Annotated in this window: 21 protein-coding genes and 1 pseudogene; 8 read left to right on the top strand and 14 right to left on the bottom strand. The window is 57.9% G+C overall.

What is annotated here, in order from left to right:
* A partial coding sequence (locus GGE33_RS25885) for a DUF2177 family protein (RefSeq protein WP_183829966.1) occupies positions 1-206 on the top strand: 206 nt, incomplete at its 5' end.
* A 416-nt stretch (positions 207-622) separates the two neighbouring features.
* On the opposite strand, the gene GGE33_RS25880 is transcribed toward GGE33_RS25885, so the two are convergent.
* From GGE33_RS25880 to GGE33_RS25870, 3 genes are read right to left on the bottom strand one after another with little or no spacing between them, the layout of a single operon-like run.
* Positions 623-1,735 carry an alpha/beta hydrolase gene (locus GGE33_RS25880; protein ID WP_183829963.1) on the bottom strand — a complete coding sequence of 371 codons (1,113 nt, stop codon included), beginning with the start codon at positions 1,733-1,735 and terminating at the stop codon, positions 623-625.
* Positions 1,736-1,795: 60 nt separating this feature from the next.
* Positions 1,796-2,236 carry a cyclophilin-like fold protein gene (locus tag GGE33_RS25875; protein ID WP_246436476.1) on the bottom strand — a complete coding sequence of 147 codons (441 nt, stop codon included), beginning with the start codon at positions 2,234-2,236 and terminating at the stop codon, positions 1,796-1,798.
* The gene (locus GGE33_RS25870; RefSeq protein ID WP_246436474.1) at positions 2,233-3,507 is read right to left on the bottom strand and encodes an MFS transporter; all 1,275 of its coding nucleotides are present in this window, start codon (positions 3,505-3,507) and stop codon (positions 2,233-2,235) included. Before GGE33_RS25870 ends, GGE33_RS25875 begins: the two co-directional genes overlap by 4 nt.
* A 68-nt stretch (positions 3,508-3,575) precedes the next feature.
* Here GGE33_RS25870 and GGE33_RS25865 point away from each other — a divergent pair, with 68 nt between their 5' ends.
* The 3 genes from GGE33_RS25865 to GGE33_RS25855 all read left to right on the top strand — a co-directional run bounded on the left by GGE33_RS25865 (position 3,576) and on the right by GGE33_RS25855 (position 8,428).
* A complete protein-coding gene (locus GGE33_RS25865) occupies positions 3,576-4,463 on the top strand; it encodes a LysR family transcriptional regulator (RefSeq protein WP_183829960.1) in 888 nt (295 codons plus the stop codon).
* 418 nt (positions 4,464-4,881) lie between these two features.
* On the top strand, positions 4,882-6,390 hold the full coding sequence (locus GGE33_RS25860; protein ID WP_183829957.1) for an ATPase domain-containing protein: 1,509 nt from the start codon (positions 4,882-4,884) through the stop codon (positions 6,388-6,390).
* Entirely contained in the window at positions 6,365-8,428 is a 2,064-nt protein-coding gene (locus tag GGE33_RS25855; RefSeq protein ID WP_246436479.1) for an ATP-binding protein, read from the top strand. Before GGE33_RS25860 ends, GGE33_RS25855 begins: the two co-directional genes overlap by 26 nt.
* 343 nt (positions 8,429-8,771) lie before the next feature.
* Here the strand turns inward: GGE33_RS25855 and GGE33_RS25850 are convergent, their stop codons facing one another.
* The 5 genes from GGE33_RS25850 to GGE33_RS25830 are packed head-to-tail and all read right to left on the bottom strand — an operon-like array spanning position 8,772 to position 14,147.
* On the bottom strand, positions 8,772-9,731 hold the full coding sequence (locus GGE33_RS25850; RefSeq protein ID WP_246436472.1) for a glycoside hydrolase family 26 protein: 960 nt from the start codon (positions 9,729-9,731) through the stop codon (positions 8,772-8,774).
* 17 nt (positions 9,732-9,748) lie between these two features.
* Positions 9,749-10,249, bottom strand: a complete 501-nt coding sequence (locus tag GGE33_RS25845) for a DUF995 domain-containing protein (protein ID WP_183829953.1) — start codon at positions 10,247-10,249, stop codon at positions 9,749-9,751.
* 46 nt (positions 10,250-10,295) lie between these two features.
* Entirely contained in the window at positions 10,296-12,140 is a 1,845-nt protein-coding gene (locus tag GGE33_RS25840; protein ID WP_183829948.1) for a glycosyltransferase, read from the bottom strand.
* A complete protein-coding gene (gene galE / locus GGE33_RS25835; RefSeq protein WP_183829946.1) occupies positions 12,137-13,120 on the bottom strand; it encodes a UDP-glucose 4-epimerase GalE in 984 nt (327 codons plus the stop codon). The genes GGE33_RS25840 and galE overlap by 4 nt, the downstream gene beginning before the upstream one ends.
* 1 nt (position 13,121) lies before the next feature.
* The gene (locus GGE33_RS25830) at positions 13,122-14,147 is read right to left on the bottom strand and encodes a UDP-glucuronic acid decarboxylase family protein (RefSeq protein WP_183829943.1); all 1,026 of its coding nucleotides are present in this window, start codon (positions 14,145-14,147) and stop codon (positions 13,122-13,124) included.
* A gap of 423 nt (positions 14,148-14,570) precedes the next feature.
* On the opposite strand from GGE33_RS25830, the gene GGE33_RS25825 reads away from it, so the two are divergent.
* A complete protein-coding gene (locus GGE33_RS25825; protein WP_183829940.1) occupies positions 14,571-14,804 on the top strand; it encodes a hypothetical protein in 234 nt (77 codons plus the stop codon).
* A 13-nt stretch (positions 14,805-14,817) separates the two neighbouring features.
* Here GGE33_RS25825 and GGE33_RS28070 read toward each other — a convergent pair whose 3' ends face one another.
* From GGE33_RS28070 to GGE33_RS25815, 3 genes and pseudogenes are all read right to left on the bottom strand, one after another.
* Positions 14,818-15,030 carry a response regulator transcription factor gene (locus GGE33_RS28070; protein ID WP_394353699.1) on the bottom strand — a complete coding sequence of 71 codons (213 nt, stop codon included), beginning with the start codon at positions 15,028-15,030 and terminating at the stop codon, positions 14,818-14,820.
* An 86-nt stretch (positions 15,031-15,116) separates the two neighbouring features.
* A pseudogene (locus GGE33_RS28065) lies at positions 15,117-15,234 on the bottom strand (DNA-binding response regulator); the annotation flags it as partial.
* A gap of 876 nt (positions 15,235-16,110) precedes the next feature.
* Positions 16,111-16,383, bottom strand: coding sequence for a hypothetical protein (locus GGE33_RS25815; protein WP_183829934.1), 273 nt, complete (start codon positions 16,381-16,383; stop codon positions 16,111-16,113).
* Between the two features lie 25 nt (positions 16,384-16,408).
* Between GGE33_RS25815 and GGE33_RS28060 the strand changes: the two genes are divergently transcribed.
* The 3 genes from GGE33_RS28060 (at position 16,409) to GGE33_RS25800 (ending at position 20,830) form a co-directional block, all read left to right on the top strand.
* Positions 16,409-17,275 (top strand): universal stress protein, encoded by an 867-nt coding sequence (locus GGE33_RS28060; protein ID WP_394353698.1) that lies wholly within the window; start codon positions 16,409-16,411, stop codon positions 17,273-17,275.
* A gap of 34 nt (positions 17,276-17,309) precedes the next feature.
* Entirely contained in the window at positions 17,310-18,932 is a 1,623-nt protein-coding gene (locus GGE33_RS25805; RefSeq protein ID WP_183829928.1) for an MBL fold metallo-hydrolase, read from the top strand.
* Between the two features lie 107 nt (positions 18,933-19,039).
* The gene (locus GGE33_RS25800) at positions 19,040-20,830 is read left to right on the top strand and encodes a heavy metal translocating P-type ATPase (protein ID WP_343062693.1); all 1,791 of its coding nucleotides are present in this window, start codon (positions 19,040-19,042) and stop codon (positions 20,828-20,830) included.
* A gap of 183 nt (positions 20,831-21,013) precedes the next feature.
* Here GGE33_RS25800 and cysG read toward each other — a convergent pair whose 3' ends face one another.
* From cysG to nirD, 3 genes are read right to left on the bottom strand one after another with little or no spacing between them, the layout of a single operon-like run.
* Positions 21,014-22,498 carry a siroheme synthase CysG gene (cysG, locus tag GGE33_RS25795; RefSeq protein ID WP_183829921.1) on the bottom strand — a complete coding sequence of 495 codons (1,485 nt, stop codon included), beginning with the start codon at positions 22,496-22,498 and terminating at the stop codon, positions 21,014-21,016.
* Positions 22,470-25,169: a nitrate reductase gene (locus GGE33_RS25790; RefSeq protein ID WP_183829918.1), complete on the bottom strand. Its 2,700-nt coding sequence runs from the start codon at positions 25,167-25,169 to the stop codon at positions 22,470-22,472. The genes cysG and GGE33_RS25790 overlap by 29 nt, the downstream gene beginning before the upstream one ends.
* Positions 25,170-25,175: 6 nt before the next feature.
* Complete coding sequence (gene nirD / locus GGE33_RS25785) at positions 25,176-25,514, bottom strand: nitrite reductase small subunit NirD (protein WP_183829915.1); 339 nt, start codon at positions 25,512-25,514, stop codon at positions 25,176-25,178.
* Positions 25,515-25,517: the final 3 nt, after the last annotated feature.

Below are 25,517 nucleotides of genomic sequence, written 5' to 3'. Positions count from 1 at the left end.
CGGTCCTCTCTGGTGCCGTCCTGGGCTTTACTGCCTATGCAACCTATGACCTGACCAATCAGGCAACATTGATACGCTGGTCGACAGCATTGACGTTCGCTGATCTTTGCTGGGGTACGTTCCTGTCTGCAATTGCGAGTGGTGCCGGTTACTGGATAACCACGCGCCTTTTCGGCGGCTTCACTTCGGAAGGGCGCGGTTTGTAATGTGATTTCCTTATCACGATGCTTCTTTGGGAATGCAGGCGGTTTTCTTGCCGAAAACAGTCTCGCCGGGCACTCTTGAGCATGCCGACGACAGTCAAGCGAAATAAAAAGCTTCCGGCTCATGAGGCTTTTTTCTAGTCGTCGCCGGTGTCTGGAGCGTTACGATGATGGTGCGCTTCAGGTCGTGCCAGCCTCGGAACAGGTGTCCGAACCAGACCCTGTTTATCACCAGATTACCGTCCCAAATAGTTCGTGGGCGGAATTGTCGAGCTACCAATCGGCAAGGCCGAGAACGAGAAAGGCTGGCATTGCAACCGGCAAGAGGGACGCTTACCGACGATTGATGCAGCCGCATGCGCCGGCCGATCCCGTCCTAGGCTACGGGAAATGGCCGGCCGGCGCATTATGAGATGACCTCAGGCGGTGAGGTGCTGGTCGAAGAAGCTGTTGAGCTTGTCGAACGGGATCAGATCGACGCGGTCGTAGAGATCGACATGGCCCGCTCCCTTGACCCATACCAGTTCCTTCGGCTCGGACGCGCGCTTGTAAGCGTCTTCGCTAAATTCCTTCGAATGGGCCTGGTCGCCGGAGATGAACAGCATCGGGCGAGGGGAGATCGTCTCGATGTCGTTGAACGGATAGAAGTTCGCGAATTTGACGATACTGCTCATCGTCGGCTTCGTTGTCGTCTGGGGCGTGGCGCCGGCGGGGGTAAACTCGCCCCGCGGCGTGCGGTAGAAATCGTAGAATTCGCGCTGCACCGGATCTGTGTCTGCCGTAAGCGCGAGCGTCGTTCCGCCGACATACTCGATTGCTCCACCGTCGGCTTCGGTCCAGCGCTGCTCGGCCGCAGCTGCGATGAACTGCTTGCGCTGCTCGACCGTCTGCGACTTGTTCAGGGCATCACGGAAGGCAGCTCCCATATCGTACATGCTGACGGTGGCAATTGCCTTGATGCGCGGATCGATCTTGGCGGCGCTGATGACAAAGCTACCACTGCCGCATACCCCGATCGCGCCGATCCTTTGGCGATCCACGAAGGCATGAGAACCGAGGAAATCGATGCCGGCACTGAATGCCTCGGCATAGACTTCAGGGGACACAAGATTGCGAGATTGCCCTTCGCTTTCGCCCCAGAAAGGCAGATCGATCGACATGGCGACAAAACCCTGCTCGGCCATCTTGGTCGCATAGAGGTTGGCGCTCTGCTCTTTGACAGCACCCATCGGGTGGCCGACGATGATGGCTGGGTTCTTTGCCGCCTGGTTGAGATCCTTGGGGAGATAGAGGTTGCCCGCGACATGCGTCTGGTACTGGGTTTTGAAGGTGACCTTCTGAAGGGTCACCCGGTCGCTGGTGTAGAAATTGGCGGCGCCGTTGGACATGTCTTGTGCCTCTGCAAAACTGGTGTCGAAAATGGACATCATGCCGAGAGCGGCCGCAGCGGCGCTCGACATCTTCAGGAGATTGCGTCTGTCGATACTGGAGTTCAGGGGCTGCGCGTCATCGAGTGCTTGCTTGTTAGTCATTTGCTGTCTCCTTCATATGTTGAGTTTGAAACTGGGCCACGGTGGCATCGGCGGGAGCGTTCAGATCGGAATGATCCGAAGTGGGAACTCCCCTCGGGTAAGAAGCGGCTCGAAACCGAGATCGAAGCGGCCGAGACGGATCAGCCCTCTCGAATACCGGTAGTCGGCGTGGTAGAAGACGAGATTGCCCCAAGGCGCGTAATAGGCGATGTCGCCTGGACGCCCGTCGCCAAACGGGACATCCTGATGTTTGGTCAGCTTGCGCGGCAGATAGGCGATCTTTTCGTTGGTCGAGTAGTCCTCGATCTTGAGATCGAGCGGCAGCAATCCGAAAAGCTCCCGCGACGCCGGGCTTTCGTCGAGGGTTGCTGCCATCTGGTGATCGCTGAATGTCATCTTGAACTTCATGGCGCGTCCCATTTTATTCGACTGTGCGTGTGACCACGCCGGAGCTGAAGCCATGGCGACCATCGCTACGATCGCGGAACGGCGGTCGATCATGGCGAGACCCTTCGTGCCATCTGCCCGGCTGCGAATGCGAGGGTCGATGAAGCGGCAAGGAGCAAAGCGGCGAGCAGGAATGTCGTCCCCCAGCCGACGCTGTCGAACAGTATCCCTCCGAATGAAGCGCCCAGTGTAATGGCCAACTGGATTGTCGCCACCTGCAGGCCGCCGCCCGCCTCAGCATCGTCGGGCATCGTCCGGGTCAGCCAGGTGCCCCAGCCGACAGGCGCGGCTGTGGCGAACAATCCCCAAGCTAACAGCAGGAGAGCTGTGGCCGTGACCGATGAGCCGAAAGCGATCAATCCGAGTGCAATCACGGCCATGATGAGAGGGATCGCACCGAGGATACTGAACAGCCGCTTCTGGAGAAGGTGGCTCACCCAGTATGTCCCAACGACACCCGCGAGCCCCATCAACAGGAGCAAAAGCGAGAGTGTGGAGATGGACACGTTCGTCACGGTTTCCAGAAAGGGGCGCAGGTAGGTGAACAGTGCGAACTGGCCCACGAAGAGCAGCATGATGGACGCCATGCCAATAGCGACCTGAGGATGGGTGAGCAGCCTGAAGACGTTGGTCGGGCCTTCGCTGCGTGTCGGCGGTAACGAGGGGAGGCTGACCCACTGCCAGACGAGAGACAACAGCGCCAGCGGCACGACCGCGAAGAATGCTCCACGCCAACCGATATAGTTCCCGAGAAAACTGCCGAGCGGCGCAGATATCGTCGCCGCAATGGCATTGCCCGCGTTGAGCATCGCCAGTCCCTTGGGAACGGATTGTTCGGGTAGCAGCCGCATGACGACCGCCGCCGACATCGACCAGAAGCCGCCGATCGCCACGCCGAGCAGTGCGCGGCCTATCATCAGCACCAGATAGTTCGGGGCGAAGGTTACGATAGTTCCGGAGACGATCAGGAACAGCGAAAACGACGTCACCACCACACGCCGGTCGATCCGTTGCGTCAGTCCCGCAACGAAGAGACTGGTCACCACCGCGAAGACGCCGGAAATCGAGATCGCCTGGCCCGCATGTCCTTCGGTGACATCGAGATCTGTGGCGATCGGCGACAGAAGGGCGACAGGCATGAATTCCGATGCGATCAGGACGGCGACACAAAGCGCCAGCGAGAAGACAGCGCCCCAGCCAGCAACCGTTACTTTGGTGTCTGGCGTATTTTCGAGTATCGCGTCTGGCCCGAATGGGCCGATGTCGTCTGTTCTTTGCTGAGCTTGATAGGTCATGGCCGAAATATAGTCTGACGCGACTGTCATGATTAGCCATTGCAATCCTCTTGGACTTATCGATTCATGACATGAATGACTAAGCTTGAGGGCTGCTGATGAAGCGCGAAGACCTGAATGACATGCTTTGGTTTCTGGCGGTTGCCGAGGAGCGCAGCTTCACGAGAGCCGCGGCCAAGCTCGGAACGTCTCAATCGACGATCAGCCACACGATCAAGCAGCTTGAGGCTCGCATGGGGTTGCGACTTCTAACCCGCACGACACGTAACGTTTCCCCGACAGAAGCCGGAGAAAGGTTGATACGTTCGCTGGCGCCGAGAATCGAAGAGCTCGAAACCGAAATCGACGAACTGATGGAGATCCGGGACAAGCCGTCCGGGACCGTTCGGATCACCCTGTCGGACTATGCGCAGGAAAGCGTGGTATGGCCAAAACTTCGGCCCGTTCTGCGCCATTATCCCGACGTCAGGGTCGAGCTCAATATGGACAACGGGTTCCGAAACATTGTCGAAGAGAAGTTCGACGCGGGTGTTCGTCTTGGCGAGAGCGTCGACAAGGACATGATCGCCGTTCGAATTGGTCCCGACTGGCGCCTGGTCGCAGTCGCCTCTCCAGAATATCTGACGGCGCATGCTACTCCCAGGGCACCCCAGGATCTGGTTGGCCACGACTGTATCAACCACCGGCAGGCTAGCGCTGGCGGGCTCTACGCCTGGGAATTCGGAAAGAATGGCCGGGAAGTCCGTGTTCGAGTCGACGGACAGCTGATCTTCAACACGTCCTATGCGATGATAGACGCTGCGGTCAGCGGCTATGGCATCGCATACGTGCCGGAAAGCCTCGTCGTGGACGAGATCGCTTCCGGGCGGCTTGTCCAAATCCTGGATGATTGGTCCCCGATGTTTCCGGGCTACTATCTCTATTATCCGAGCCGCCGGCAGAACTCGCCGGCATTCAAGGTGATTGTCGATGCCCTGAAGGTTTGAGCTTTCGCCTTGTCACGCCCGCACCCAGTGCCATCGGCTTGGCGAGCCAAGGGGCATGTCACCATCAGCGGCGGTGTGACGACAGTGCAAGGTGAGCTTTCTCAGTCGGCCCTTTTCACAGTCCGCCGACCAAGCGCTATACATTGCAAAAGCTGGCGGGCTTGATCGCGTCGCTGCGTCCGCCGTCGATATGAGACAGCGGGTTGTTGATAGTGAATGCTCATCGGCTTGATCTGCAGATCCCCTTACTTGAGCGCAACGTCACAGTTGGCCAGCCAATGAAACAAACACGGATTATCGCTCGTTTATGTGTTGCGAGCGCACGTCAACTCGAGCGCCCCGACAGGTAAAGGTTTATGGGGCACTGCCTTGTTTGGTTGGAGTAGCACACTAATTCACATGGTCTCAAGGAGAGCACATGACAGAACTTAAGACGGAAAAAGCACGGACAGGCGTTGAAGGCCTGGATGATATTCTTGCCGGAGGCCTGACCCGTCGTCATGTATTCCTACTTGAAGGATCTCCTGGTGCCGGAAAGACGACTATTGCGTTGCAGTTTCTCCTTGAGGGCGCCTCACTCAAGGAGCGGTGTCTTTATATCAGTCTGTCCGAGACGGAAGACGAGCTTAGGGATAGTGCACTCTCACATGGCATCGACTTTGGCGACACGATCGAAATTTTTGAGCTAGTTCCACCCGAAAGCCTCCTCGACGAGGATCAGCAGCAGAGCTTGCTCTATTCGTCTGATCTGGAACTTGGCGAAACAACTAAGCTGATCTTCGAGGCATTTGAGCGCGTAAAGCCGCATCGTGTCGTTATCGACAGCCTGTCCGAAATCCGCCTCCTTGCACAAAGCTCGCTTCGCTATCGCCGGCAGATTTTGGCGCTCAAGCATTACTTCTCGCGCTCAGAAGCAACGGTTCTGTTGCTCGACGATATGACATCCGATCAGTTCGACAAGACGGTCCACAGCGTCGTTCATGGTGTTGTTCACCTGGAACAGCTTGCTCCAGACTATGGGGCGGAACGCCGGCGGCTGAGAGTCATCAAATATCGTGGCCAAGCCTTTCGCGGTGGCTATCATGACTTCATTATCAGGACAGGCGGCGTAGCCGTCTTCCCTCGCTTGAGGGCCGTCGAGCACAGGATCGACTTCGAGCGCACAACATTGAAGAGTGGTATTGCCGAATTTGACGACCTGCTTGGCGGTGGCATCGAGCGAGGTTCCAGCACGCTGCTGATAGGCCCGGCCGGGACGGGCAAGAGCTTCTTTTCTCTGCAGTTTGTAGAGTCCGCCATCAGACGCGGAGAAAAAGCAGCGGTGTTTCTTTTCGACGAGGAGCTTGGCTTGCTGTTCGCGCGGACCAAGGCCATGGGCCTCGATCTCGAACAGATGCGAGACGAAGGTCTCCTCCACATCGAACAGCTCGATGCCGCAGAGCTTTCGCCCGGCGAATTCGCACAGCGCGTCCGTGATCGGGTCGCGGGTTTTGATGCCAAGACCGTCCTCATCGACAGTATCAACGGATATCAGGCATCCATGCCCGGCGAAAATGCTCTGATCCTGCACATGCACGAGCTGTTGCAGTATCTTAATCGACAGGGCGCCAACACATTCCTCACCGTGGCACAGCATGGTCTTGTCGGGGACATGAAGTCGCCGGTTGATGTGACCTACCTTGCAGACACGGTCATCTTGCTCCGCTATTTCGAAGCCATGGGTAAGGTCAGGCGTGCTATTTCGGTGATCAAAAAACGTACTGGCAGACATGAGGACACGATACGCGAATTCAAGATCAGCAATGCTGGCCTTACCGTCGGCGAAGCGCTTTCCGGCTTTCAGGGCGTGCTACGCGGCGTGCCGACCTTTGTCGGTGAACGCGGCCCTCTGATGGCGCTTTCTGACGAGGACCGCAACAATTCCTAATCGCAACGCCATTGGCCTGATCCATGCCCCGCGCGGCCGCGATGCTCAGATCGCTGCCTCCCTCCTTGCAGCAGCAGGTATCGAAAGTCGCGTCATCCCAGACCTTGTCGGGTTTGTCGAGGCGCTTGGTGACGACGTGTCTTTTGCCGTCGTCACGGAAAAGGCAGTGCGATCAAGCGACTTGCGCGCGCTTTCGGCTTGGATCGAGGGGCAGCCAAGCTGGTCCGATCTTCCTTTCATTATCCTGACAAATCGCGGCGGGGGGCCGGAGCGCAATCCGGCTGCATCTCGCCTGTCGGAAGTGCTCGGCAATGTCAGCTTCATCGAGCGGCCGTTTCACGCCACAACATTCGTCAGTGTCGCCCGATCAGCATTGCGGGGACGACGTCGCCAATTCGAGGCGCGCCTCAGGATCGAGGCGCTCGACGAAGGTGAACGGCGCCTGCAGACTGCGCTGGAAGCTGGCCACCTTGGTGCCTGGGAGCTTGACCTCGCCACAATGGTACTGACGACGTCGCCGACATGTCGGAGCGTTTTTGGTCGTGGCTCAGAGGAGCATTTCACTTACGAGGACCTGATTGCCAGTATCCATCCCCACGACATCGAGCGAATGAGAGCGTCGGTTGATCTGACGATCACAACAGGCCGAGACTATTCGATCGATTACCGCACGATCTGGCCGGATGGCTCGCAACACTGGGCAGAGATTCGTGCACAGCTCTATCGGGACCGTGCCGGCCAAGCCATCAAACTGGTCGGCGTATCGGCAGACATTACAGACCGTATTCGCCAGGAGGAGCAGCAGCGTCGTCTGAACGAAGTGCTGGAGGAAAGGGTTCTTGAACGAACGAAGGAGCTCGAAGACGCCCACGCCATCGTCATGGCAGAGATCTCGCAGCGCCAGCACGCAGAGGAGCAATTGCGCCAGGCCCAGAAGATGGAGGCGATTGGCCAGCTGACCGGCGGTGTTGCGCACGATTTCAACAATCTGCTGATGGCGGTGCTTGGTAATCTTGAGCTCTTGCGAAAGCATGATGCCGGAGATGCCAAGGCAGAACGGCTGATCGACGGAGCCATGCAGGGCGCTAGGCGCGGCGCATCGCTTACCCAGAGACTGCTGGCCTTCGCCCGCCGGCAAGATCTCCAGATCGGTCCGGTAGATCTGCGTGGACTTGTGTTTGGCCTGGAGGATTTGCTGAAGCGCTCGGTGGGCACCACCATTCTAATCCAAATTATCGTTCCGGACCATCTGCCATCAGTATCCGCGGATGCGAATCAGGTCGAACTCGCCCTGCTCAATCTTGCCGTCAATGCCCGAGACGCCATGCCGGGAGGCGGCTCCCTACGCATCGAGCTCAGGCAAGCGGAACAGGTCGCTCCCCAAGGGACACTTTCGGCTGGCCGCTATGTTGTTGTGTCCGTCACCGACCAGGGGGTGGGCATGGACGCAGCAACTTTGAAAAAATCCGTAGAACCGTTCTTTTCGACCAAGGAACTTGGCAAGGGCACGGGTCTTGGCCTTTCGATGATCCATGGGCTGGCACTGCAGCTCAAAGGCGATCTGAAGCTGACCAGCAAAGTAGGTGTAGGCACCACCGCCGAATTGTGGATCCCCGTCTCGAATGACGACGAAATCCGGCCGGATGTCGCTAAGATGGCGGTTGAGGAGGCCGCAGCCGTAGCAAGGCCCTTGCGGATCCTGCTTGTCGATGATGACGCGCTTATCGCCATGAGCTCGGCGGACATGCTAACCGATCTGGGACATGATGTCGTCGAGGCGCATTCCGGCCGCGAGGCGCTCGAGTGTCTGGGTGATGGCAACGGCTTCGACCTGATGATCACCGATTTCTCTATGCCAGGAATGAACGGCGGTGAGCTTGCAATGGCGGCGAGAGCCGTGCTGCCGAGCCTGCCAATCCTGATCGCTTCCGGCTATGCGGAGTTGCCGCCGGGCGTGGGGCTCGATTTTGCGCGCCTTGGAAAACCCTACACCCAAGACCAGCTTTCAGCCGAAATCGGGAAGTTGACCACCCACTGAACAGTCAGCCCTGTTGCTTCATTGCAAAACAGAGCGCGGTAAATGCTGATCATCGAATAGTGATGCACAAGTCCATAGCCGATTATTGTCGGTTAAAGCAGCCGAACTGTTTCAAACCGCAACCTGTGCCTACCACGTCTATTGCATTGAATGCTTGGCATGCTCCATCGGCATCCATCTCCCAGTTACTTGTTGCACGGCTTACAGCTCGTTGAGATGTCCCATTCGCCTTAGGGTTCGACAGTGTCGCTTTAGCAGCTACTTCTGGCGGCAAAGTGGATTTCAGCCGAGTAGATGCCCAGATCACGCACGCACAATCGGTTTTCATCGCAGTGTCTATCCGCTACCCCAAGCTACCGGTTCGTACGACCCTCCAATCCGGTCTGCCTAGGTTATAGGGCCAAGGATGAACCTCGCGGTCATTGAAATAGACGACCTCTTCAAGAAGCGGAAATTCTTCGCGATCTCGTGTGACCTCGCCCATCCAGGCCGTCAGATAGCCGTCGCCGCCTTCATAGCCCAGTTCGGCCACCCAGACGGGTTTGGAGAATTCTTCGACAAGACCGTATCCCTGAAGGAGATTGTCGCTGAAGCTGCGTGGATTGCCGTGGGCAATCCTGTCAAATGCCTCGAGCCCGAAAACCGACAGGCCGACATAATCGACGTAATTGCTGCCGGGATAATAGTCCCGCAAGCCGGGAACGCCCTTGGGCGACCACATCAACTGCGCTTTCGGCGCTTCCTTTCTGACGATATCCATCATTCTGCGGTAGGCGGTTATATAGGCATCAGGCCTCCAGCCTGCCCAGGAGAAGCGGCTTTCATGATCCTCCATTTCCTGCGCCCAGCGAACGATGGCCGGGCTCTTCATCTGCCCGATCAGATGTGCGATTTCGCGCATGTTCCGATCGTATGTGCCATTGAGGATACGTGTCTGGAGTTCGCCGGAAGTGAGACGGAAATTTTCGTCCCATGACCATGGCTCCACGGTGATCAGCAGGTTACGCTTGCGTTGCAGGGCATAAGCGTCGGCTGCGGGTAATGACGACAGGTCTACATCCTCCCAGGGCATGAACAGCGCCTCGGTCGTTACATTCGCCTGTTCGGCAAAATCTCCGTGCGGATCATAGGCGCCGAACCTCAGTCCCGGCGTATGCACTGTCGGACGTTTGTCCCGGATACGGCTACCGGCGGTCGCCGATAACAGGTTTTCCCCCTGTGCGAGGGCAAAATGACAGGCGCCAGCCACTGCAATGGTCGCTATGCCTGCTCCGACGAATTGTCGTCTGTCGATCGATTTCATAACGGGCCTCCTTTCCGTCAATTTCCAGATGTTGATGCCTGCCACTGGCGAATATGCGATGCGACCGTGTCGGCGCTGACAAGCTTGGCAGATTCATCGCCCTTACGCTCCGGCGCATGGCGGAACACATACCAGTGACCGAAGGGATGGCGCCGCTGGAAGATGGTATCGCCGATCCTGACATGGCCGAAACAGGTCGCAGCGCGCGCGTTGCCGTTGCTGGCATACCATTTTGCCAGAATGCAGAGCTTTCCATTGTCATCAACGACCCAGTGTCCCTGGCCCACCGACGGCTTGCCGCCTTCACGTGTATAGGCGGAGAAACGATTGTCACCGGTATCGAACCGTCCTCCGCCCGCACTCCAAAGCCAAGTCCTGTCGCCGTATATCGCCTTCAGTTCCGAGGCCGGAACGGGGGCGGTCGGCGGCGGTGTAAACGTCTTCTCGGCCAGGGCAGGCAAAGGCCCCAGGACGGTGACGAGGAAGACGCCAGCCAGCCATAGATGTTTCTGTTTCATTGTCTCCTCCTTGTTCTCAACGCAAACATCCGGGTGAGAAACCGGCCTAGATATCCTGTTGCGCACCAAAGCCGTTCCAGTGGAAACGGAACGTCGTGATCTTGGTCCGGCTGCGATGACCGGCGCCTGCCACGGTGAAGCGTGTTTCGCTGAAGCTGACGATGTTCTGGCCGTAGGAAAGTGCCTCGACGGAGCCTACGGCGTGTTGGCCCAGTTGCCCGCCGCCGACGAGAACGGCAGCGAAAGCACAAAGGGATGCCATCGTGATGCCTTTGGCCCGCGCCACTGTAAGCATGCCGTTTTCCCGGCCATGCCTGAAGGCGATCAATGTCGCAACTGTCGCATAGGCAAGCGTGTTGATCGCTGCGAAGATATAGAAACCACGCGTCTCGTTCACCTCCGGTGCGCCGACCATGACCGCCGCGCTGCAGGCAGCCAGGCCGAGATAGGGAAGAATGACCCTTGTCGGTAGCATTCGCGACTGCTCGCCCTTGGGAGTAATGCGGAAGTCGACAAAGCGGCTGCTGAGGGTGTCACGAACCGCCATCAGGGTACCGGCCAGCGACCATGGCCAGCGGACCAAAAGGAACAGCATGCCCTCCCAGCCGAACAGTTTGGCACCGCATGGACGATAAAGCCCCGTTGAACGCCAGAAGAATGCCAGCCCGACGAGCACGATCGAGAGGGGCATGAAATGCTGCAGAAACTGCGCATAGCTTACCTCCGCGAATGCACGGCCGGTCGCCAGCGAAAGGAGCGGCATGGCAAACATGACCGCCATGAAGAGGGAAAACAGCGGATACCACAGTTGCGAAAAGACGAACTGAAACCTCAACCTTGAAGGCAGCCTGCCGATCAGATGCGGCGAATATTGCAGCAGCAGGCTCGTCAGGCTGCGTGACCACTGAAATTCCTGGACCGCAAGGTCTGCGAAGGTGGCAGGGCCGTCGCCGTGAGCGATCGCATCGACGGCGTGAACACCACGCCATCCGCCGGCATTCATCATCAAAGTGGTGGAATGATCTTCGGCAAGTTCCGGACCCAGTCCGCCGATCTGTTTCAGCGCCTTCGTACGCACGGCATAGTGGGAGCCGATGCATAGTGGTGCCCATCCATTATTGTATCCGACCTGCAAGGCGCCGTGCAGGCTCGCTTCCACGTAAAGCCGGCCGCGCGCTGCCCAACTTTCTTTCGCATTGGCATCACATATGCTTGGCGCAGAGACATAACCGACTGCCGGATCGGAAAAGGGCTTCATCACCTCTCTTAGATAAGTGAGTTCCGGCACGTGATCCGCATCGAACTGTGCAACGAAGTCATATCGGTCATAACCGTACTGATCGTAGAAATAGGCGAGATTGCCCTCCTTGCAGCGCGTGCGGCGCGGCCATTCGGACCTATGATATGCTTCCACGCCCTTGCGCGTGGAAATGAACACGCCGCGCTCATTGCAGAATTTTCGCGTCTCTTGGGATGGGTCCTCGTCGGCCAGCCAGACATCATAGTCCATTTCGACCTGGTCAAGCATGGCAAGCAGGGTTCGGCGCACGACGCTGAAGGGTTCTGACGGGGCCTTGGTGACCACCATGGCAATCCGTCCATTCGGGGGCGGGACGGAGGCCTTCATGCGTCGTGCGCCGAAGAAGATTGCGATGAAATAGAACGGGATGAGTGTGATCCAAGCGAGAATGACGCTCATCGATATGAACAGCGGCCAGTTGCCGACATGTTCCGGCTGCAGCCACCAGCGCCAGAAATGGATGACCGCAGCAAGCCATATGAACGCACCAATACCGTAGAAAAGCTTTTGCCGCCCGCAGAAGACGGGTTCAAGCATCGACTGATCGACGACGTTCTGATGCCGGGCCGGGATGTCGATCTTTCTCATCATCGGACAATCTCCAGACCAAATGTCGGGCCGGCCGTGCGGATGATTGTGGCAAGGTCGGAGCGCCAGGGCACAAAGCCCAGCGTTGAATGTGCCATGGCCGTATCGGCAAACAGGATCGGCGGATCCCCCGCACGCCTTGGGTGAAAGGCGACCGGAACCTGCAGCCCCGTGAGGTGGGATATGGACTGCAGGATCTCCCGGATTGATGTCCCACGCCCCGAGCCGAGATTGACGCGAAGCGTATCGCCTCCGGCGAGAAGATGACGTACTGCGGCGACATGGGCATCGGCGAGATCGGACACGTGGACATAATCCCTGACACAGGTGCCGTCGGGGGTGTCGTAGTCAGTGCCGAATACTTCGAGCAGGTTCAGCCGCCCTGCGGCGGCCTGCAACGCGCGGGGGATCAGATGTGTCTCGGGCTCGTGCCGTTCGGAAAGATCTCCTGCAGGATCTGCTCCGGCGGCATTGAAGTAACGCAGGGCCACGTAGCTAAGTCCGTAAGCGCTGCCGTAATCCTCGAGCGCATGCTCGAAAACGAGCTTGGTACGACCATAGGGGTTAATCGGCTTCTGCTCACAGTTTTCGCGGATCGGAAGCTGATGCGGCACCCCATAAGTCGCACAACTGCTGGAGAAGACCATGTGACCGACGCCGGCCGCCAGGCATGCATTCAGCAGTGAAAGACCGCCAATGACGTTGTTGCTGTAATATTTGCGCGGATCGTTGACGGATTCGCCGACATAGGCATTGGCGGCACAGTGGATCACACAGCGCACATGGGAACGCTCAAGGTTTTGCCGAAGTCTTTCGAAATCTGCGATATCGAGCCGGATCAGCGGCCCCCAGCGAACTGCGTCGGCGTGACCGGTGGAGAGATTGTCGAGGGCGATTACCTGGAAACCAGCTTCCGCAAGCGCCTTGCAGACATGGCTGCCGATGAAACCTGCTCCTCCGGTCACGACGACGGTATCGGTCATGTCAGGCGACCTCCACCGGCTGGGCTGGTGTCGCTGAGCGAAGGACGCCGTCAAAATAGCCGATCGTGCGGGAAAGGCCCTCACGAAGCGGCACGCGAGGTTCCCAGCCGAGCTTTTCGCGCGCAAGGCCAATATCCGGGCGGCGTTGTTTGGGGTCATCGATCACTGCGGGCATGTGGATGATCCGTGAGCGCGAATTCGTTAGTTCCAGCACGAGTTCGGCGAGCTCAATGACGGGTATTTCGACCGGATTGCCGAGATTGATCGGCCCGATGACGTCGGGGCCGGCATTGGAGAAACGAATGAAGGCCTCGATCAGGTCGTCGACATAGCAGAGCGAGCGTGTCTGCATGCCGTCTCCATAGATCGTGATATCCTGGTTGGTCAGGGCCTGGACGATGAAGTTCGAAACAACCCGGCCGTCATCGAGACGCATGCGCGGCCCATAGGTGTTGAATATTCGGCCAACCTTGACGTCGGTCCGGTATTTGCGGTGGTAGTCAAAAAGAAGTGTTTCGGCGCAGCGTTTGCCTTCGTCGTAGCAGCCGCGCGGGCCGATCTGGTTGACGTTGCCGCAATAAGTTTCCTGCTGTGGATGCTGCAGCGGATCGCCATAAACCTCGGATGTGGACGATTGTACGATAGTTGCACCGTGCAGCCGAGCCAGTTCGAGGCCATGAAGCGCTCCGAGCACGCCGGTCAATAGCGTGCCGACAGGATCACGTTGATAATCCGGTGGCGAGGCAGGGGAGGCGAAATTGAAGATCAGAGAGACATCGGCATCATAGGCATCGCGGACATCCTGTTCGACGACACTGAAATCCGGGTTGGACATCAGGTGGCTGACGTTACTACGGCGCCCGGTCGAGAAATTGTCGGAACAGATGACGCGATGGCCATCCTGAAGAAGTCTTTCACATAGGTGCGATCCCAGAAAGCCCGCGCCGCCCGTCACGAGCACGTATCGTGGCAGAGGCCTTGTTGCAATATCCGCCAGACCTGGAGCCGTAATCCCGATTTTACGCATAAACCTACCTCCTCCGGCAGACGCGGCCTGCCGGTCGATATTTCCAGAGTTGAAAGGAGCAAGCGGGTTCGCTTGGATGCTATCTGCGTGGTTCGTTTGAAGAAAACGCTGGAAAACTTTAACGCTCTCTTAACCGAATTAGCTGCCTAAATTTTGATCTCGTCAAACAAAAAACTCCATGATTACACGAATTTAGGAGGGGATTAAGGTTAATTGCCGGGGCGGATTAACCCGTATGGGCTAGGCTTTCCGCCAGGTGTTCCATGCGTGCATGATTTGCTAATGTAAACGGATTAGCCTAGGCGACGATTACAGTTGAACACCCCGGAGCCCATCGTGAGCAGGACCAGCAATTCAATTCGTCCAATGTTTTTTGCCGGATTGTGCGCGGTCCTCTCATCCTGCTCGGTCGTGGATGGCGACGTGGCAGACAACAAAGCGGGCGCCAAGAAAGTGCCGGCTGTCAGTGCGGTCGCAGCAGGCTCGTTCAAGGCGAATAGCTACGCTTTCTCTTCCGCAAAGCCTGTTGCCATTGCTATGAGGGATGATACGGGTGAAGACGCAGATCCGCAGGGATCATCGTCCTATCTCGGGAGCGCGCCCTATATCTGCACGCCGAGCGGCTTTGGACGCAAAGCGCACTGCTTCCTGCGGTAGCGCATCGCGCGGATCAACGTAGCGATGGCTCGAATCCGGTTCGTCCCTCGTAATCGAAGTATCGTGAAGCCGCTTCGGTACGGTTACGTACATGCATCTTCTTGTAGATGTTTCGGATATGCACCTTGACCGTGTTTTCCGACAGTTTCAGCAGGCCGGCGATTATCTTGTTCTGGGTTCCCTTGCACACTAGGTCGAGAATTTCCACTTCACGTGTGGTCAGCATAAACGGCTCGCAATTGGCGTGGCCCGGATGATGGGGTGGTTCGACGCGAAATTTTGAGGGGCTTCCATAACCCGCCCCGTTAACACTCAGGTGCTGCAGCAAAGCGGAAGGAAAATGTTCCCCGCCTTTTATCAGCAAATCGATGGCCGCAAGAAAAACGTCCAGGCGCAAATTCAGTGGAAGAACACCGTCAATCTGCTGGGCGGCTGCCAGTTTCTGCAGATTGCGATCGCTTTCTTCGTGATCGTTTATGACGATACCGATGGATAGACTGTGGTCGATTTTCTTGAGGTGACGAATTAACTCGCCCAGTTGGGCCTTGTCCTGATGGTGAAAGAGAATGAGGCGCGTATCTGTACCAACGTCGACCGGGAAATAAGCCAGATTTGCATACGTCGCCACCTGCATTTCTGGAAATCGGCGGCGTAGTGTCTCTGCAAGACATTCCATCAACAATCCTGGTTCTGCAACGAGAACCATTGTTCGACGTCCAGTATCACCACGAATGATTGAGAGAGATTCGGGAGAGTTCGTATCGGCTATAAACACCACTAACTCCTGACACTTTAACGTGATGCTTGTTATCCGGACCAAGAGGGGATGGCGGATTAATTAGCACTTTCGAATTTCAATGTAATTCCAATTTAGAATAGTTCAACACTTCGCACTTGCGGGGACAAAGGCGTTTCGGGATATGGTAAATCTCATCGGAGCGCGGTGGGAACAAAACAATCCCAGCAGGACTATTTGCAGAGTAATTGCGATGTTTATCGACACTTGGAACTGACTACACGTAACCGGATGTCCAGAATTCCATCGATTGACGTGTGCACCATGTCCATTAATTTGGATTTATTGAAGGTTCCGCCGCGATAACGGCGCTTGCCGCTTTGGCTCAAAACACCTCGCACCGCACGACGACCATCTTCAGCCAATCGAGCCACAATCCCTGCGGCCTGTGTTCTCAACCCGCCGGACGAAGCACCTGTTAGTCACCCCAAGGTGCAGCAACTCCGAGAGCTTTCCTAATGGTTGGAAGGTCAGGTCTGGATCAGACCTATGCAGGCGATCTTTCGACCATCAGCGGGTACAGCAGTTTGAAACAAAGCACTCGATCTTGAGCGCTCTGCTGGTGAGGTGCAGTAAAGCGAGGATGTCAGAAAAATTGCCGTCAATGCTCTCATCTCTCAGCCCGTCAAAAACTCGATATTGACGCGCAACCAATAGGCCCCAACTAGCCGCTGCTGCTGCAAACGAAGCGGGTAACAGCGTCAAGTGCTCTGGATGTCTGCATTCAAAATTCGGATCAGAACCCATGCATAAATGGGGCTCCGACAACGTGATCTGCGTCATTTCGCAATTCTAATTTAGTCCTACAATGTTCGTGGCATGGACAAAACAAAGCACGGGAGGGCTTGAGATGTCGAACACATGCATATTGAGCGTTGTTGGAGTGGATCAGGGCGACAAAGATCTGGCCGCGGCAGTAAGGATGACGTGTGACGCCGGAGGGGAACTTCAGGCTATTCTCGTATCCTGTGTCCCGTATCCTCTGATCGGAGGCCCCGGATACGGAGGCGATAGCCCGTTTGCCTTGATCTGGGAGGAGCATCGACGCCTCGAAACGCAGGCGAATGAACTGACATCTGTGCTCACGGCTGGCGGGTTACGCGGCATGGTGACCCCCGTCTTTTGTTCTTCGGGGCAGGTATCCAGCCATGTCGCCCTTCATGCCAATTCCGCAGACATCACAGTGATCGGAGGAACCATGGCAAATGACCTCCATCTCGCCAGGTGGGTGGTCGACGGCGTTTTGTTCCACTCTTCATGTCCCCTATTGATCCTTCCAAAGCGGAGGGTCGCAACTCTTCGACCAAAACGGATCGTGGTCGCCTGGAACGGCCGGCGCGAAGCTTGGATTGCGGTGCGGTCCTCTATAAATATCCTTCAGAACGCCAATCGCGTTCACGTTGCTCTCGTCGACATCGATAGTGAGGCTTCAGGAGAGGCGAATGGTGCCGATCTTGCGGGCTTTCTGTTGCGTCATGGAGTTGAGGTGGTGATTGATCACCTTCACGGAAGTGACGATCCGGCCATTGTCCTGCAGCGGCATGCCGAAAGTCTTGATGCTGATCTCATCGTCATGGGTGCTTACGGTCATTCGCGGCTTGGCGAGCGTATTCTGGGCGGTACGACCGAAACGATGCTTCAGCATCCTGCGATCCCGGTTTTGATGGCGCGCTAAATGCGTATCGCCTTATGGTGAGGGAGCTTTGCATATGACATCAGCAAAAGCTGGACGAAAGGATCTGCGCGATCCGGTTCTTCGCTTTTTCGGCGCAGCGAGAGGCGTTACGGGGTCGTGTTTTGCGATCGAGACCGCAGATACATTTGTGTTGATCGATTGCGGGCTTTTCCAGGGTTCCAAAACGGAAAAGCAACTTAATTATCGGGAATTTCCCTTCGATGTTGCTGCAGTTGATGCGGTCATTCTCACTCATGCTCACATTGATCATTCAGGTTTGCTGCCAAAACTTACAAAACGCGGCTTTGTCGGCCCTATCTATGCCACGCCAGCCACGGTCGATCTCTGTAGTGTCATGCTTCCCGATGCGGGCCACATCCAGGAAGTCGAAGTCGATCAGAGGAACAGGCGCTATCGTCAGCGAGGCGAGGAGGAGGTCGAACCGATCTACACTGCCGATGACGCCTATCAGATGTTACACCGCTTTCACGCGGTCGAATGTGAGCGCTGGCAGTCAGTTGTACCCGGCGTTCGGTTTCGCTTCTGGAATGCCGGTCATCTGCTCGGATCGGCTTCAATCGAAATGGAAGTCGGCTCGGATAATCCTATCCGCATCCTGTTTTCCGGTGACATCGGACCGGATAACAAGCTTTTTCAGGCTGGGCCAGTCGCGCCAAAACATTGGGACTATGTGGTCTGCGAAAGCACCTATGCGGACAAGGATCGCGTTGATGCCACGATTGAAGGTCGGCGTCAGCTCCTCGGTCGGGAGGTTCGCGCCGCCTCGCGCCATGAGAATGGCGCACTGATCATTCCTTCCTTCGCGGTGGAACGGACTCAGGAGTTGATGACTGACCTGATCCTGTTGATGCAGCAATCGGAGATCAAGACTGTCCCGATTTACATCGATTCTCCACTTGCGACACGGGCGAGCGAGATTTTCCAGAAGCATAGGCATGACTTCAATCTGGGTGTCGCCCTTGATCGCGCCATGCATGCCAAGAACGTCCACTTTACCGAAAGCGTCGAACAGTCAAAGGCTCTCGATCGGGTCCGCGGTTTTCACATCGTGATCGCCGCAAGCGGTATGTGCGAAGCTGGCCGTATCCGGCATCGCTTGAAGAACTGGCTATGGAGAGAAGAGGCAACCGTGCTGTTTGTCGGCTATCAGGCGGCCGGCACACTTGGAAGACTACTCGCCGATGGAACGACGCCCGTAAAGATCCAGGGCGAGGAGATCACGGTCAGAGCGCAAATCCGCCAGATCGATGCCTATAGTGGTCATGCCGACGGTCCCGAACTGGAGCGCTGGTTGCGAAGCCGCTTGCCAATTTCGCACAGGATCTTCCTCGTGCATGGGGAGGAAGCCGCCTTGACCGCGATGAGGCAGCGCGCTGCCGACTGCACCCCCGCGACCTCGGTATTCGTGCCGTTCATCGATAGCGCATTCACCCTTAACGATGGTGGCCCAACCGATATCTCCGTGTCCATGCCATCGCCGAGAATCGATCCCCTGACGATCGGGCACAGAGACTGGAATAATGACTATCAGGTGCTCTTGCAGGACATCAACGAAGAGGTTCGCGCCGCGGCCGACGATCGCTCCAGGGCCATCCTGTTGCGCAAATTGCGACGAGTCTTGCAGGACGAACGGTAAGCGTTGGCCACGGCTGTTTTGCGCGACGGAGGTCGGATCGAATGAGTGCACTGTCCAATGTCAAACTAGAAAGATACCGCGTCGCTATCCTGGTGACGGTGGCGGCTGTGGGCCTGATCACCGGGCTGCTGGCTCAACACTATCAGCTTTATTATGTTGCGCAAATCGCATGGTCGTCGGCGAGCTGCGTGGTCATCGCCGTGCTTGCGATTCAAGTGGTTCAGGCGCTGCGCGGCGGCGATTTCGGCCTAGATATCGTTGCTCTGATCTCCATGTCTGCTGCTCTTGTCTTTGGCGAGCATCTGGCGGCAAACGTTGTTGCCCTAATGTATGCTGGGGGGCAGTGGTTGGAAGACCTTGCTCGCCAAAGGGCCGGACGCGAAATGAGCGTATTGTTGGGACGGATAGCGCGGACCGCCATGCGATATCGCGGTAATGCACTGGAAGAGGTGGCGCTCGGTACAGTCCGGCCGGCGGACAGACTGCTGATCCGAGAGGGTGAGGTGCTACCGGTCGACGGCCGTGTCGCAAGTGAATATGCCACTCTTGATCTGTCCACCCTTACGGGCGAATCCTTACCCAGGACTTTTAGCAGGGGTGAGGAAGTGTTTAGTGGTTCGAGCTGTGTCGGGCCAGTCTTCGATCTGAGCGTAAGCCGGCCGGCATCCGAGAGTGCTTATGCCAATATTCTGCGCCTGGTAAAGGCGGCACAGGACAGCAAGGCTCCTCTGTCGCGCATGGCCGATAGATATGCGGTCGGCTTCCTATTGCTTACGCTCGCAATGGCCCTGGCGACGTGGTGGTATAGCGAGGATACTATGCGGGTCGTTGCCGTGCTTGTAGTTGCGACACCGTGTCCCCTTATCCTCGCAGTCCCGATCGCTTTGATCGCAGGCATGTCACGCGCTTCGCGGATCGGTGTGCTGATTAAAGGAAGCGAGGCGCTGGAGACGTTGGCAAACATTCGCACGGCGGTGCTGGACAAGACCGGCACCATAACTTCTGGACAGGCGAAACTGGTGGAGACAAGGGTGCTGGCACCCTACACAGACCAGGATCTGCTCACATATGCGGCGAGCCTAGATCAGGCTTCTGCCCATGTGACCGCGACAGCGCTGATCCGCGAAGCGGCCGAACGGAGCCTGACGCTCATTCCTCCAACGAATGTCGACGAGACACCCGGCTCTGGGCTGGAGGGTGTGGTCGCCGGCCGGAAAGTTATCGTTGGTGGCATCGCGTTTGTCCGTGAACGCTGTACCGCCTCGGAGCGTGACAGTGTGACCGAGATCGGCGCATCCGACGGTCTTCCAAATGCTATGACCGTGGGCGTTGGCCTGGACGGCCGATTTGCCGGCATCCTGACATTCGCAGATCAGATGCGGCCAGATGCAACCACTGTCATAGAGAATTTGCGAGATTCAGGGATAGACAGGATCATATTGGCATCCGGCGACCGAACTCCAATTGCGGAAAGCATGGGCAGGGCGGTGGGAGTTGACCTCGCACTCGGTGATCTGTCGCCCGAAGCCAAGGTGCGGATCATTCAGGACGAGCGGCATCGCGGCCCGGTCATGATGGTAGGCGATGGCGTCAACGATGCCCCGGCACTCGCTGCCGCAGATGTCGGTGTGGCCATGGGAGCCAGAGGCAGCGCGTCTTCCTCCCAGGTGGCAAGCATCGTCCTCATGGTCGACGAACTCAAGGCACTTGCAGCGGCAATGACAATTGCTCACCGTAGCAAAAAAATAGCAATGGAGAGCGCAATTGTAGGGCTTGGCCTATCCGTTTCGGCCATGATCGCAGCCGCGTTCGGATATCTTTCTCCTGTTGAGGGCGCGGTAATACAGGAAGGCATCGACCTTGTGGTCATCCTGAATGCACTGCGAGCACTGCGCTAAAGGATTATCGCGCGGCCCCTTGAGATCTATTCAATAGGCTTTGCCGAATCCCTTCCTGATTGATCCAGTTGATGGTCACGACGTGCTTAAACTATGGGGTGATCCATCCAAGTATGCCATTCCGGTCACCGTGCCTTTTTGTTCTAACGGGCTGGGTGCTATCGATACATGTCTGCGGTAGGCTCACGCGCGCGCTGTTATCAAACTTCCATGGCAACCCCTAGCGTGCAAGGGATCCTGAAATACGGTGCCGATCCCGACAAGCACAGGCTGCTCGTATCCGAAATGTTCCATTGCTGCCGGGAGTGAACTCAAGCTGCCAGACCATCGCTTCTCGTTCCCCCGTGTGATGGATTGCATGATAGTTGCGGGTGTATCCCGGGAAAGCCCCGCAGCGATCAGCCTGCCCGAGAGTTCGCCTGCCGTGCGGCCCGCCATATAGTAGATCGTCGTGGTGTGCGGATCCGTGAGGCTCGTCCAGTCCAAGTTGTCAGGCAATGCACCCTTGCGGGAATGTCCGGTGACAAAACGAACGGATTGCGCGCAGTCGCGATGAGTCAGCGATATGCCGAGTTGCGAGGCCATGGCGCTGGCAGCCGTGATTCCCGGCACGACATCGACGGAAATGCCGGCCTGCTGCAGGCAGGCGATCTCCTCGCCGGCCCGTCCAAAGATCATTGGATCTCCGGATTTGAGGCGCACCACCCGTTTGCCGGCATTCGCAAGTGCCAACATCATATCGTTGATGTCTTCCTGACGGCAGCTTTCCCGACCGCCGCGCTTGCCGACAAGCATGCGCTTTGCCTCGCGGCGTGACAGTTCGAGCACTTCGTCGGAAACCAGGTCGTCGAAGAGTATGACATCCGCCGCCTGCAGCGCTCGGACAGCTTTCAACGTCAGAAGCGCCGCATCGCCCGGACCGGCGCCGACGAGGGTTACATGGCCTTTGCCGGTCGGCAGATCGCCTGCCAGCCGGTCGGCATCGCGGATAAACTGACTTTCGGCTTGCGGCGAGGGCTCGTTCCTGAAGGCACGGTCGACGAAACGCTCCCAGAAGAGGCGACGTTGTGCACCGGGTTGAAGCCTCTCGTTCACCCGATCCCTCAGCCTCTGTGCCATCTCGGCCCAAGCTTTGAGTGACGCGGGAAGGAGCGTTTCTATCCGCCGGCGAATGGCCTGCGCGAGAATGGGCGCCGCGCCATCTGTCGATATCGATACGACGACTGGCGAGCGGTTGACGATCGAACCGAACTGGAACTGGCAAAATGCCGGCTTGTCGATCACGTTGACCGGCACGCCGGCCTGCCGTGCTGCCTCGAAGAATGCGCGGGCTTCGTACTCTTCGTCACAATCGCCAATCGCAAGTGCTGCGTCCTCGAAGACGGCTGCATGCCAGGCATGGTCATGGCGCGCGAAGCTGCCCAGCGGATGGTGGGAGCCTCTGGCAATCAGGGTCTCGAATGTGTCCGAGAGCCGTTCAGCATAGACATGCACGTCTGCGCCGCAAGCGGCGAGAAGCTCGGCCTTCCATGCCGCGGCCTCGCTTCCTCCTGCGACGATCACCCGTTTGCCCTCCAGCGCCCAGAAGACCGGCAACTTGGCAAGCAGCGTCATACGGGCGCCGCGTTCCGTCTCTTTCTCATTCCGCTGCTGTTGCAAGACAACCATCGATGATCCCCCTGATTTCGGCGCGGCATGAACCGCAATTTGTCCCGGCATTGGTCATGTGGCTCACTGCCTCAACGCTTGAGGCACCGCCGCGAATGGCAGCAATGATGTGGTTGATCCCGACCGAAAGGCAGGTGCAGATGGTGGCGCCCGGATCAGGCTGGTCTGCTCCGGGCCGACCGGCGATCACCCCGAATCTTCGCCGCACGTCCGCATGCGATGCCGTCAGCTGAGCGACGGCCCAATCTCGGGCAACGCCCACCGGCCCGCGGGAAAGGAAGAAGGCTGCAAGCAGCCTCTCGCCGTCGAAAAAGGCGAGGCGGACGTCCCCGTCCTGCCTGTCGATATAACCCAGAGGTTCGATACCGACCGGGATGTTGAAGGCGACGTGGCACCATTCTGCCCAGTCCCCGACCGGTTCCGAGAAAGCGATTTCGCTGCGCCAGCCGCCCGGTGCCCTGGCGCGTGCCCAATACAACGCGCCTCGGAAGTCGGGCATGGCGCTGGTCACGGCAAAACCGTAAAGCGCTCCGTTGAGGCCACTGGCTGCGACAGGCACGTTTTTTGAGGCGGGCTGGCCCGAGACAGGGTCCGTCACGGGCGGCACAAGGGCATCGATCCGGGCTCGCGAGGCAAACTGGTCATTCCAGTGCATCGGCACAAAGATATTGCCGCGTGCCTGCCGCGGCGTAATCAGTGCGCGCAGAATGACCTTGCCGTGCGGGCTGGCAAGCTCGACCAGCGCGGCGTCCTGAATGCCGAGTGCGGCTGCGTCGCTCGGGTGAATTTCCGCAAAGGGTTCGGCGATGTGGGCCGACAGCCTGTCGCTCTTGCCCGTGCGGGTCATCGTATGCCAGTGGTCGCGAACGCGGCCGGTATTGAGTGTCAAGGGGTAGGCCGAGCAGGTGTGATCCGTGACGGCAGGAGCTTTTATCGCTACAAAACGGGCCTTGCGATCCGGATGATAAAAGTCGCCCTTGGCGAAAAACCTTTTGCTGTCTTCTTTGTAATTCTTTGTCAAAGCGGTGGGCCACTGGAAGGGCCGAAGAGCCTGATAGGTTCGCTCGTCGATATTTTGGTAGGCACCTATATCGAAGTCTCGCCGTCCCTCGTTCTCAAAGGCTGACAAGGCCGCATGCTCGGCAAAGATCTCGGATGGGTGACGATAGTCGAAGCCTGAAAAGCCCATCCGCCGGGCCACCTCCGCCATTTGCCACCAGTCTGCCTTTGCATCGCCGGGATGGTCGAGGAAATCGCGCTGGCGCGAGATGCGGCGTTCCGAATTGGTAACGGTGCCCGCCTTTTCTCCCCACCCCAGCGATGGCAGAAGGACATGCGCATGACGCGTCGTATCCGTGTCCTGCAGCACATCGGAGACGACGACGAATGGGCAGGCCCTGATCGCGGCCTCCACCGCATCGGCATCGGGCATTGAGACGACGGGGTTGGTCGCCATGATCCATAGCGCCTTGACCCTGCCGTCCGCCACGGCGCGGAACATGTCGACGGCCTTGAGGCCGGGCCTTGCTGCGATCATGGGGGATTGCCAGAAGCGCTGCACCCTGTCGCGATCCTCGGCGCTTTCGATCGCCATATGCGCTGCCAGCATGTTGGAAAGCCCGCCAACCTCGCGTCCACCCATGGCATTGGGCTGGCCTGTCAACGAAAACGGTCCCATGCCCGGCCGGCCGATGCGGCCGGTCGCCAGATGGCAGTTGAGGATGGCATTCACCTTGTCGGTGCCCGAGGACGACTGGCTGACCCCTTGGCTATAGCAAGTGACGACCTTCCGCGTTGTCTCGAAGAGGCGGTAGAAAGCAACCAACTCCGACTCACTGAGGCCCGTGCGCGCCGCGATGTCGGGGAGGGGAAGCTGCGCAGCAGCCTGCAAGGCTTCCTCGTAACCCGCAGTATGAACCGACACAAAGGCATGGTCGATCGAATTGCTTGCGGCAAGATGGGCCAGAAGCCCCATGAACAGCGCGACATCACCATCTGGGCGGATCGCCAGATGAAGGTCGGCGATGTCGCATGTCATGGTACGGCGCGGATCGATGACCACCACCTTCATCTGCGGTCGGGCCGCCTTGGCGGCTGCTAGGCGCTGATAGATGACCGGGTGGCACCATGCGAGATTGGACCCCGTCAGAACGACAAGATCGGCAAGCTCGATATCTTCATAGCTGCCCGGCACCGTGTCAGAGCCGAAGGCGCGGCGGTGGCCGGCCACCGATGACGACATGCAGAGCCGGGAATTCGTGTCGATATTGGCGGAGCCGATAAAACCCTTCATCAGCTTGTTGGCGACATAGTAATCCTCGGTCAGCAATTGGCCGGATACGTAGAAAGCCACCGCATCCGGTCCATGCTCTGCAATCACCGCCGAGAATGTCTGCGCGACGAGATCGAGTGCCTCGTCCCATCCGGTTTTTTGCCCTGCGATCTGCGGAAAAAGCACCCGCCCGTCGAGATCGATCGTCTCGGCCAGCGCCGACCCTTTGGAACAGAGCCGGCCAAGATTGGCCGGATGTTCCGGGTCTCCCTTGATGGTCACCGCGCCATTGTCGGATACGTTGGCGATTACGCCGCAACCGACACCGCAATAGGGGCAGGTGGTTTTCGTTTCCTTCGATCCTGTGGGCGACAGTGTCGTCGACACGATGGGTGCCATGGCGGTCTACTCCGCCGCGACCATCATCGCGCCCTCCAGCGCGATGAAGAGTTGGCCGTTCTCATTGCGGACAGGGATTGTCCGCACCTCGCCGTCATCGGCACCAAGCGCCTTGCCGCTCTCGAGCGAGATGACCCAGTTGTGCAGCGGGCAGGTGACGGACGTGCCATGCACGATGCCTTCGGAGAGCGGGCCTCCCTTGTGAGGGCAGCGGTTTTCGATCGCATGGACCTCGTGTTCGTCGGTGCGAAACACGGCAATGGTCATGGACGGAGTTTTGACGCAGCGCGCGCCAAGCAGCGGGATTTCGGTGATGTCGCCGATCGGATGCCAGTTCATGTCCATTGT

Source organism: Aliirhizobium cellulosilyticum, assembly GCF_014198105.1.
GTDB classification, from domain to species: Bacteria; Pseudomonadota; Alphaproteobacteria; order Rhizobiales; family Rhizobiaceae; genus Neorhizobium; species Neorhizobium cellulosilyticum.
The sequence above is the reverse complement of the archived record's forward strand: the minus strand, read 5'-3'. Positions and strand labels throughout refer to the sequence as shown.

Bases quoted from the DNA above. Each gene is read 5' to 3' on its own strand.
- GGE33_RS25880 (WP_183829963.1), bottom strand. From the start codon at position 1,735: ATGACTAACAAGCAAGCACTCGATGACGCGCAGCCCCTGAACTCCAGT.
- GGE33_RS25875 (WP_246436476.1), bottom strand. From the start codon at position 2,236: ATGATCGACCGCCGTTCCGCGATCGTAGCGATGGTCGCCATGGCTTCA.
- GGE33_RS25870 (WP_246436474.1), bottom strand. From the start codon at position 3,507: ATGACAGTCGCGTCAGACTATATTTCGGCCATGACCTATCAAGCTCAG.
- GGE33_RS25865 (WP_183829960.1), top strand. From the start codon at position 3,576: ATGAAGCGCGAAGACCTGAATGACATGCTTTGGTTTCTGGCGGTTGCC.
- GGE33_RS25860 (WP_183829957.1), top strand. From the start codon at position 4,882: ATGACAGAACTTAAGACGGAAAAAGCACGGACAGGCGTTGAAGGCCTG.
- GGE33_RS25850 (WP_246436472.1), bottom strand. From the start codon at position 9,731: ATGAAATCGATCGACAGACGACAATTCGTCGGAGCAGGCATAGCGACC.
- GGE33_RS25845 (WP_183829953.1), bottom strand. From the start codon at position 10,249: ATGAAACAGAAACATCTATGGCTGGCTGGCGTCTTCCTCGTCACCGTC.
- GGE33_RS25840 (WP_183829948.1), bottom strand. From the start codon at position 12,140: ATGATGAGAAAGATCGACATCCCGGCCCGGCATCAGAACGTCGTCGAT.
- galE (WP_183829946.1), bottom strand. From the start codon at position 13,120: ATGACCGATACCGTCGTCGTGACCGGAGGAGCAGGTTTCATCGGCAGC.
- GGE33_RS25830 (WP_183829943.1), bottom strand. From the start codon at position 14,147: ATGCGTAAAATCGGGATTACGGCTCCAGGTCTGGCGGATATTGCAACA.
- GGE33_RS28070 (WP_394353699.1), bottom strand. From the start codon at position 15,030: ATGCTGACCACACGTGAAGTGGAAATTCTCGACCTAGTGTGCAAGGGA.
- GGE33_RS25815 (WP_183829934.1), bottom strand. From the start codon at position 16,383: ATGACGCAGATCACGTTGTCGGAGCCCCATTTATGCATGGGTTCTGAT.
- GGE33_RS28060 (WP_394353698.1), top strand. From the start codon at position 16,409: ATGTTCGTGGCATGGACAAAACAAAGCACGGGAGGGCTTGAGATGTCG.
- GGE33_RS25805 (WP_183829928.1), top strand. From the start codon at position 17,310: ATGACATCAGCAAAAGCTGGACGAAAGGATCTGCGCGATCCGGTTCTT.
- cysG (WP_183829921.1), bottom strand. From the start codon at position 22,498: ATGGTTGTCTTGCAACAGCAGCGGAATGAGAAAGAGACGGAACGCGGC.
- GGE33_RS25790 (WP_183829918.1), bottom strand. From the start codon at position 25,169: ATGGCACCCATCGTGTCGACGACACTGTCGCCCACAGGATCGAAGGAA.
- nirD (WP_183829915.1), bottom strand. From the start codon at position 25,514: ATGGACATGAACTGGCATCCGATCGGCGACATCACCGAAATCCCGCTG.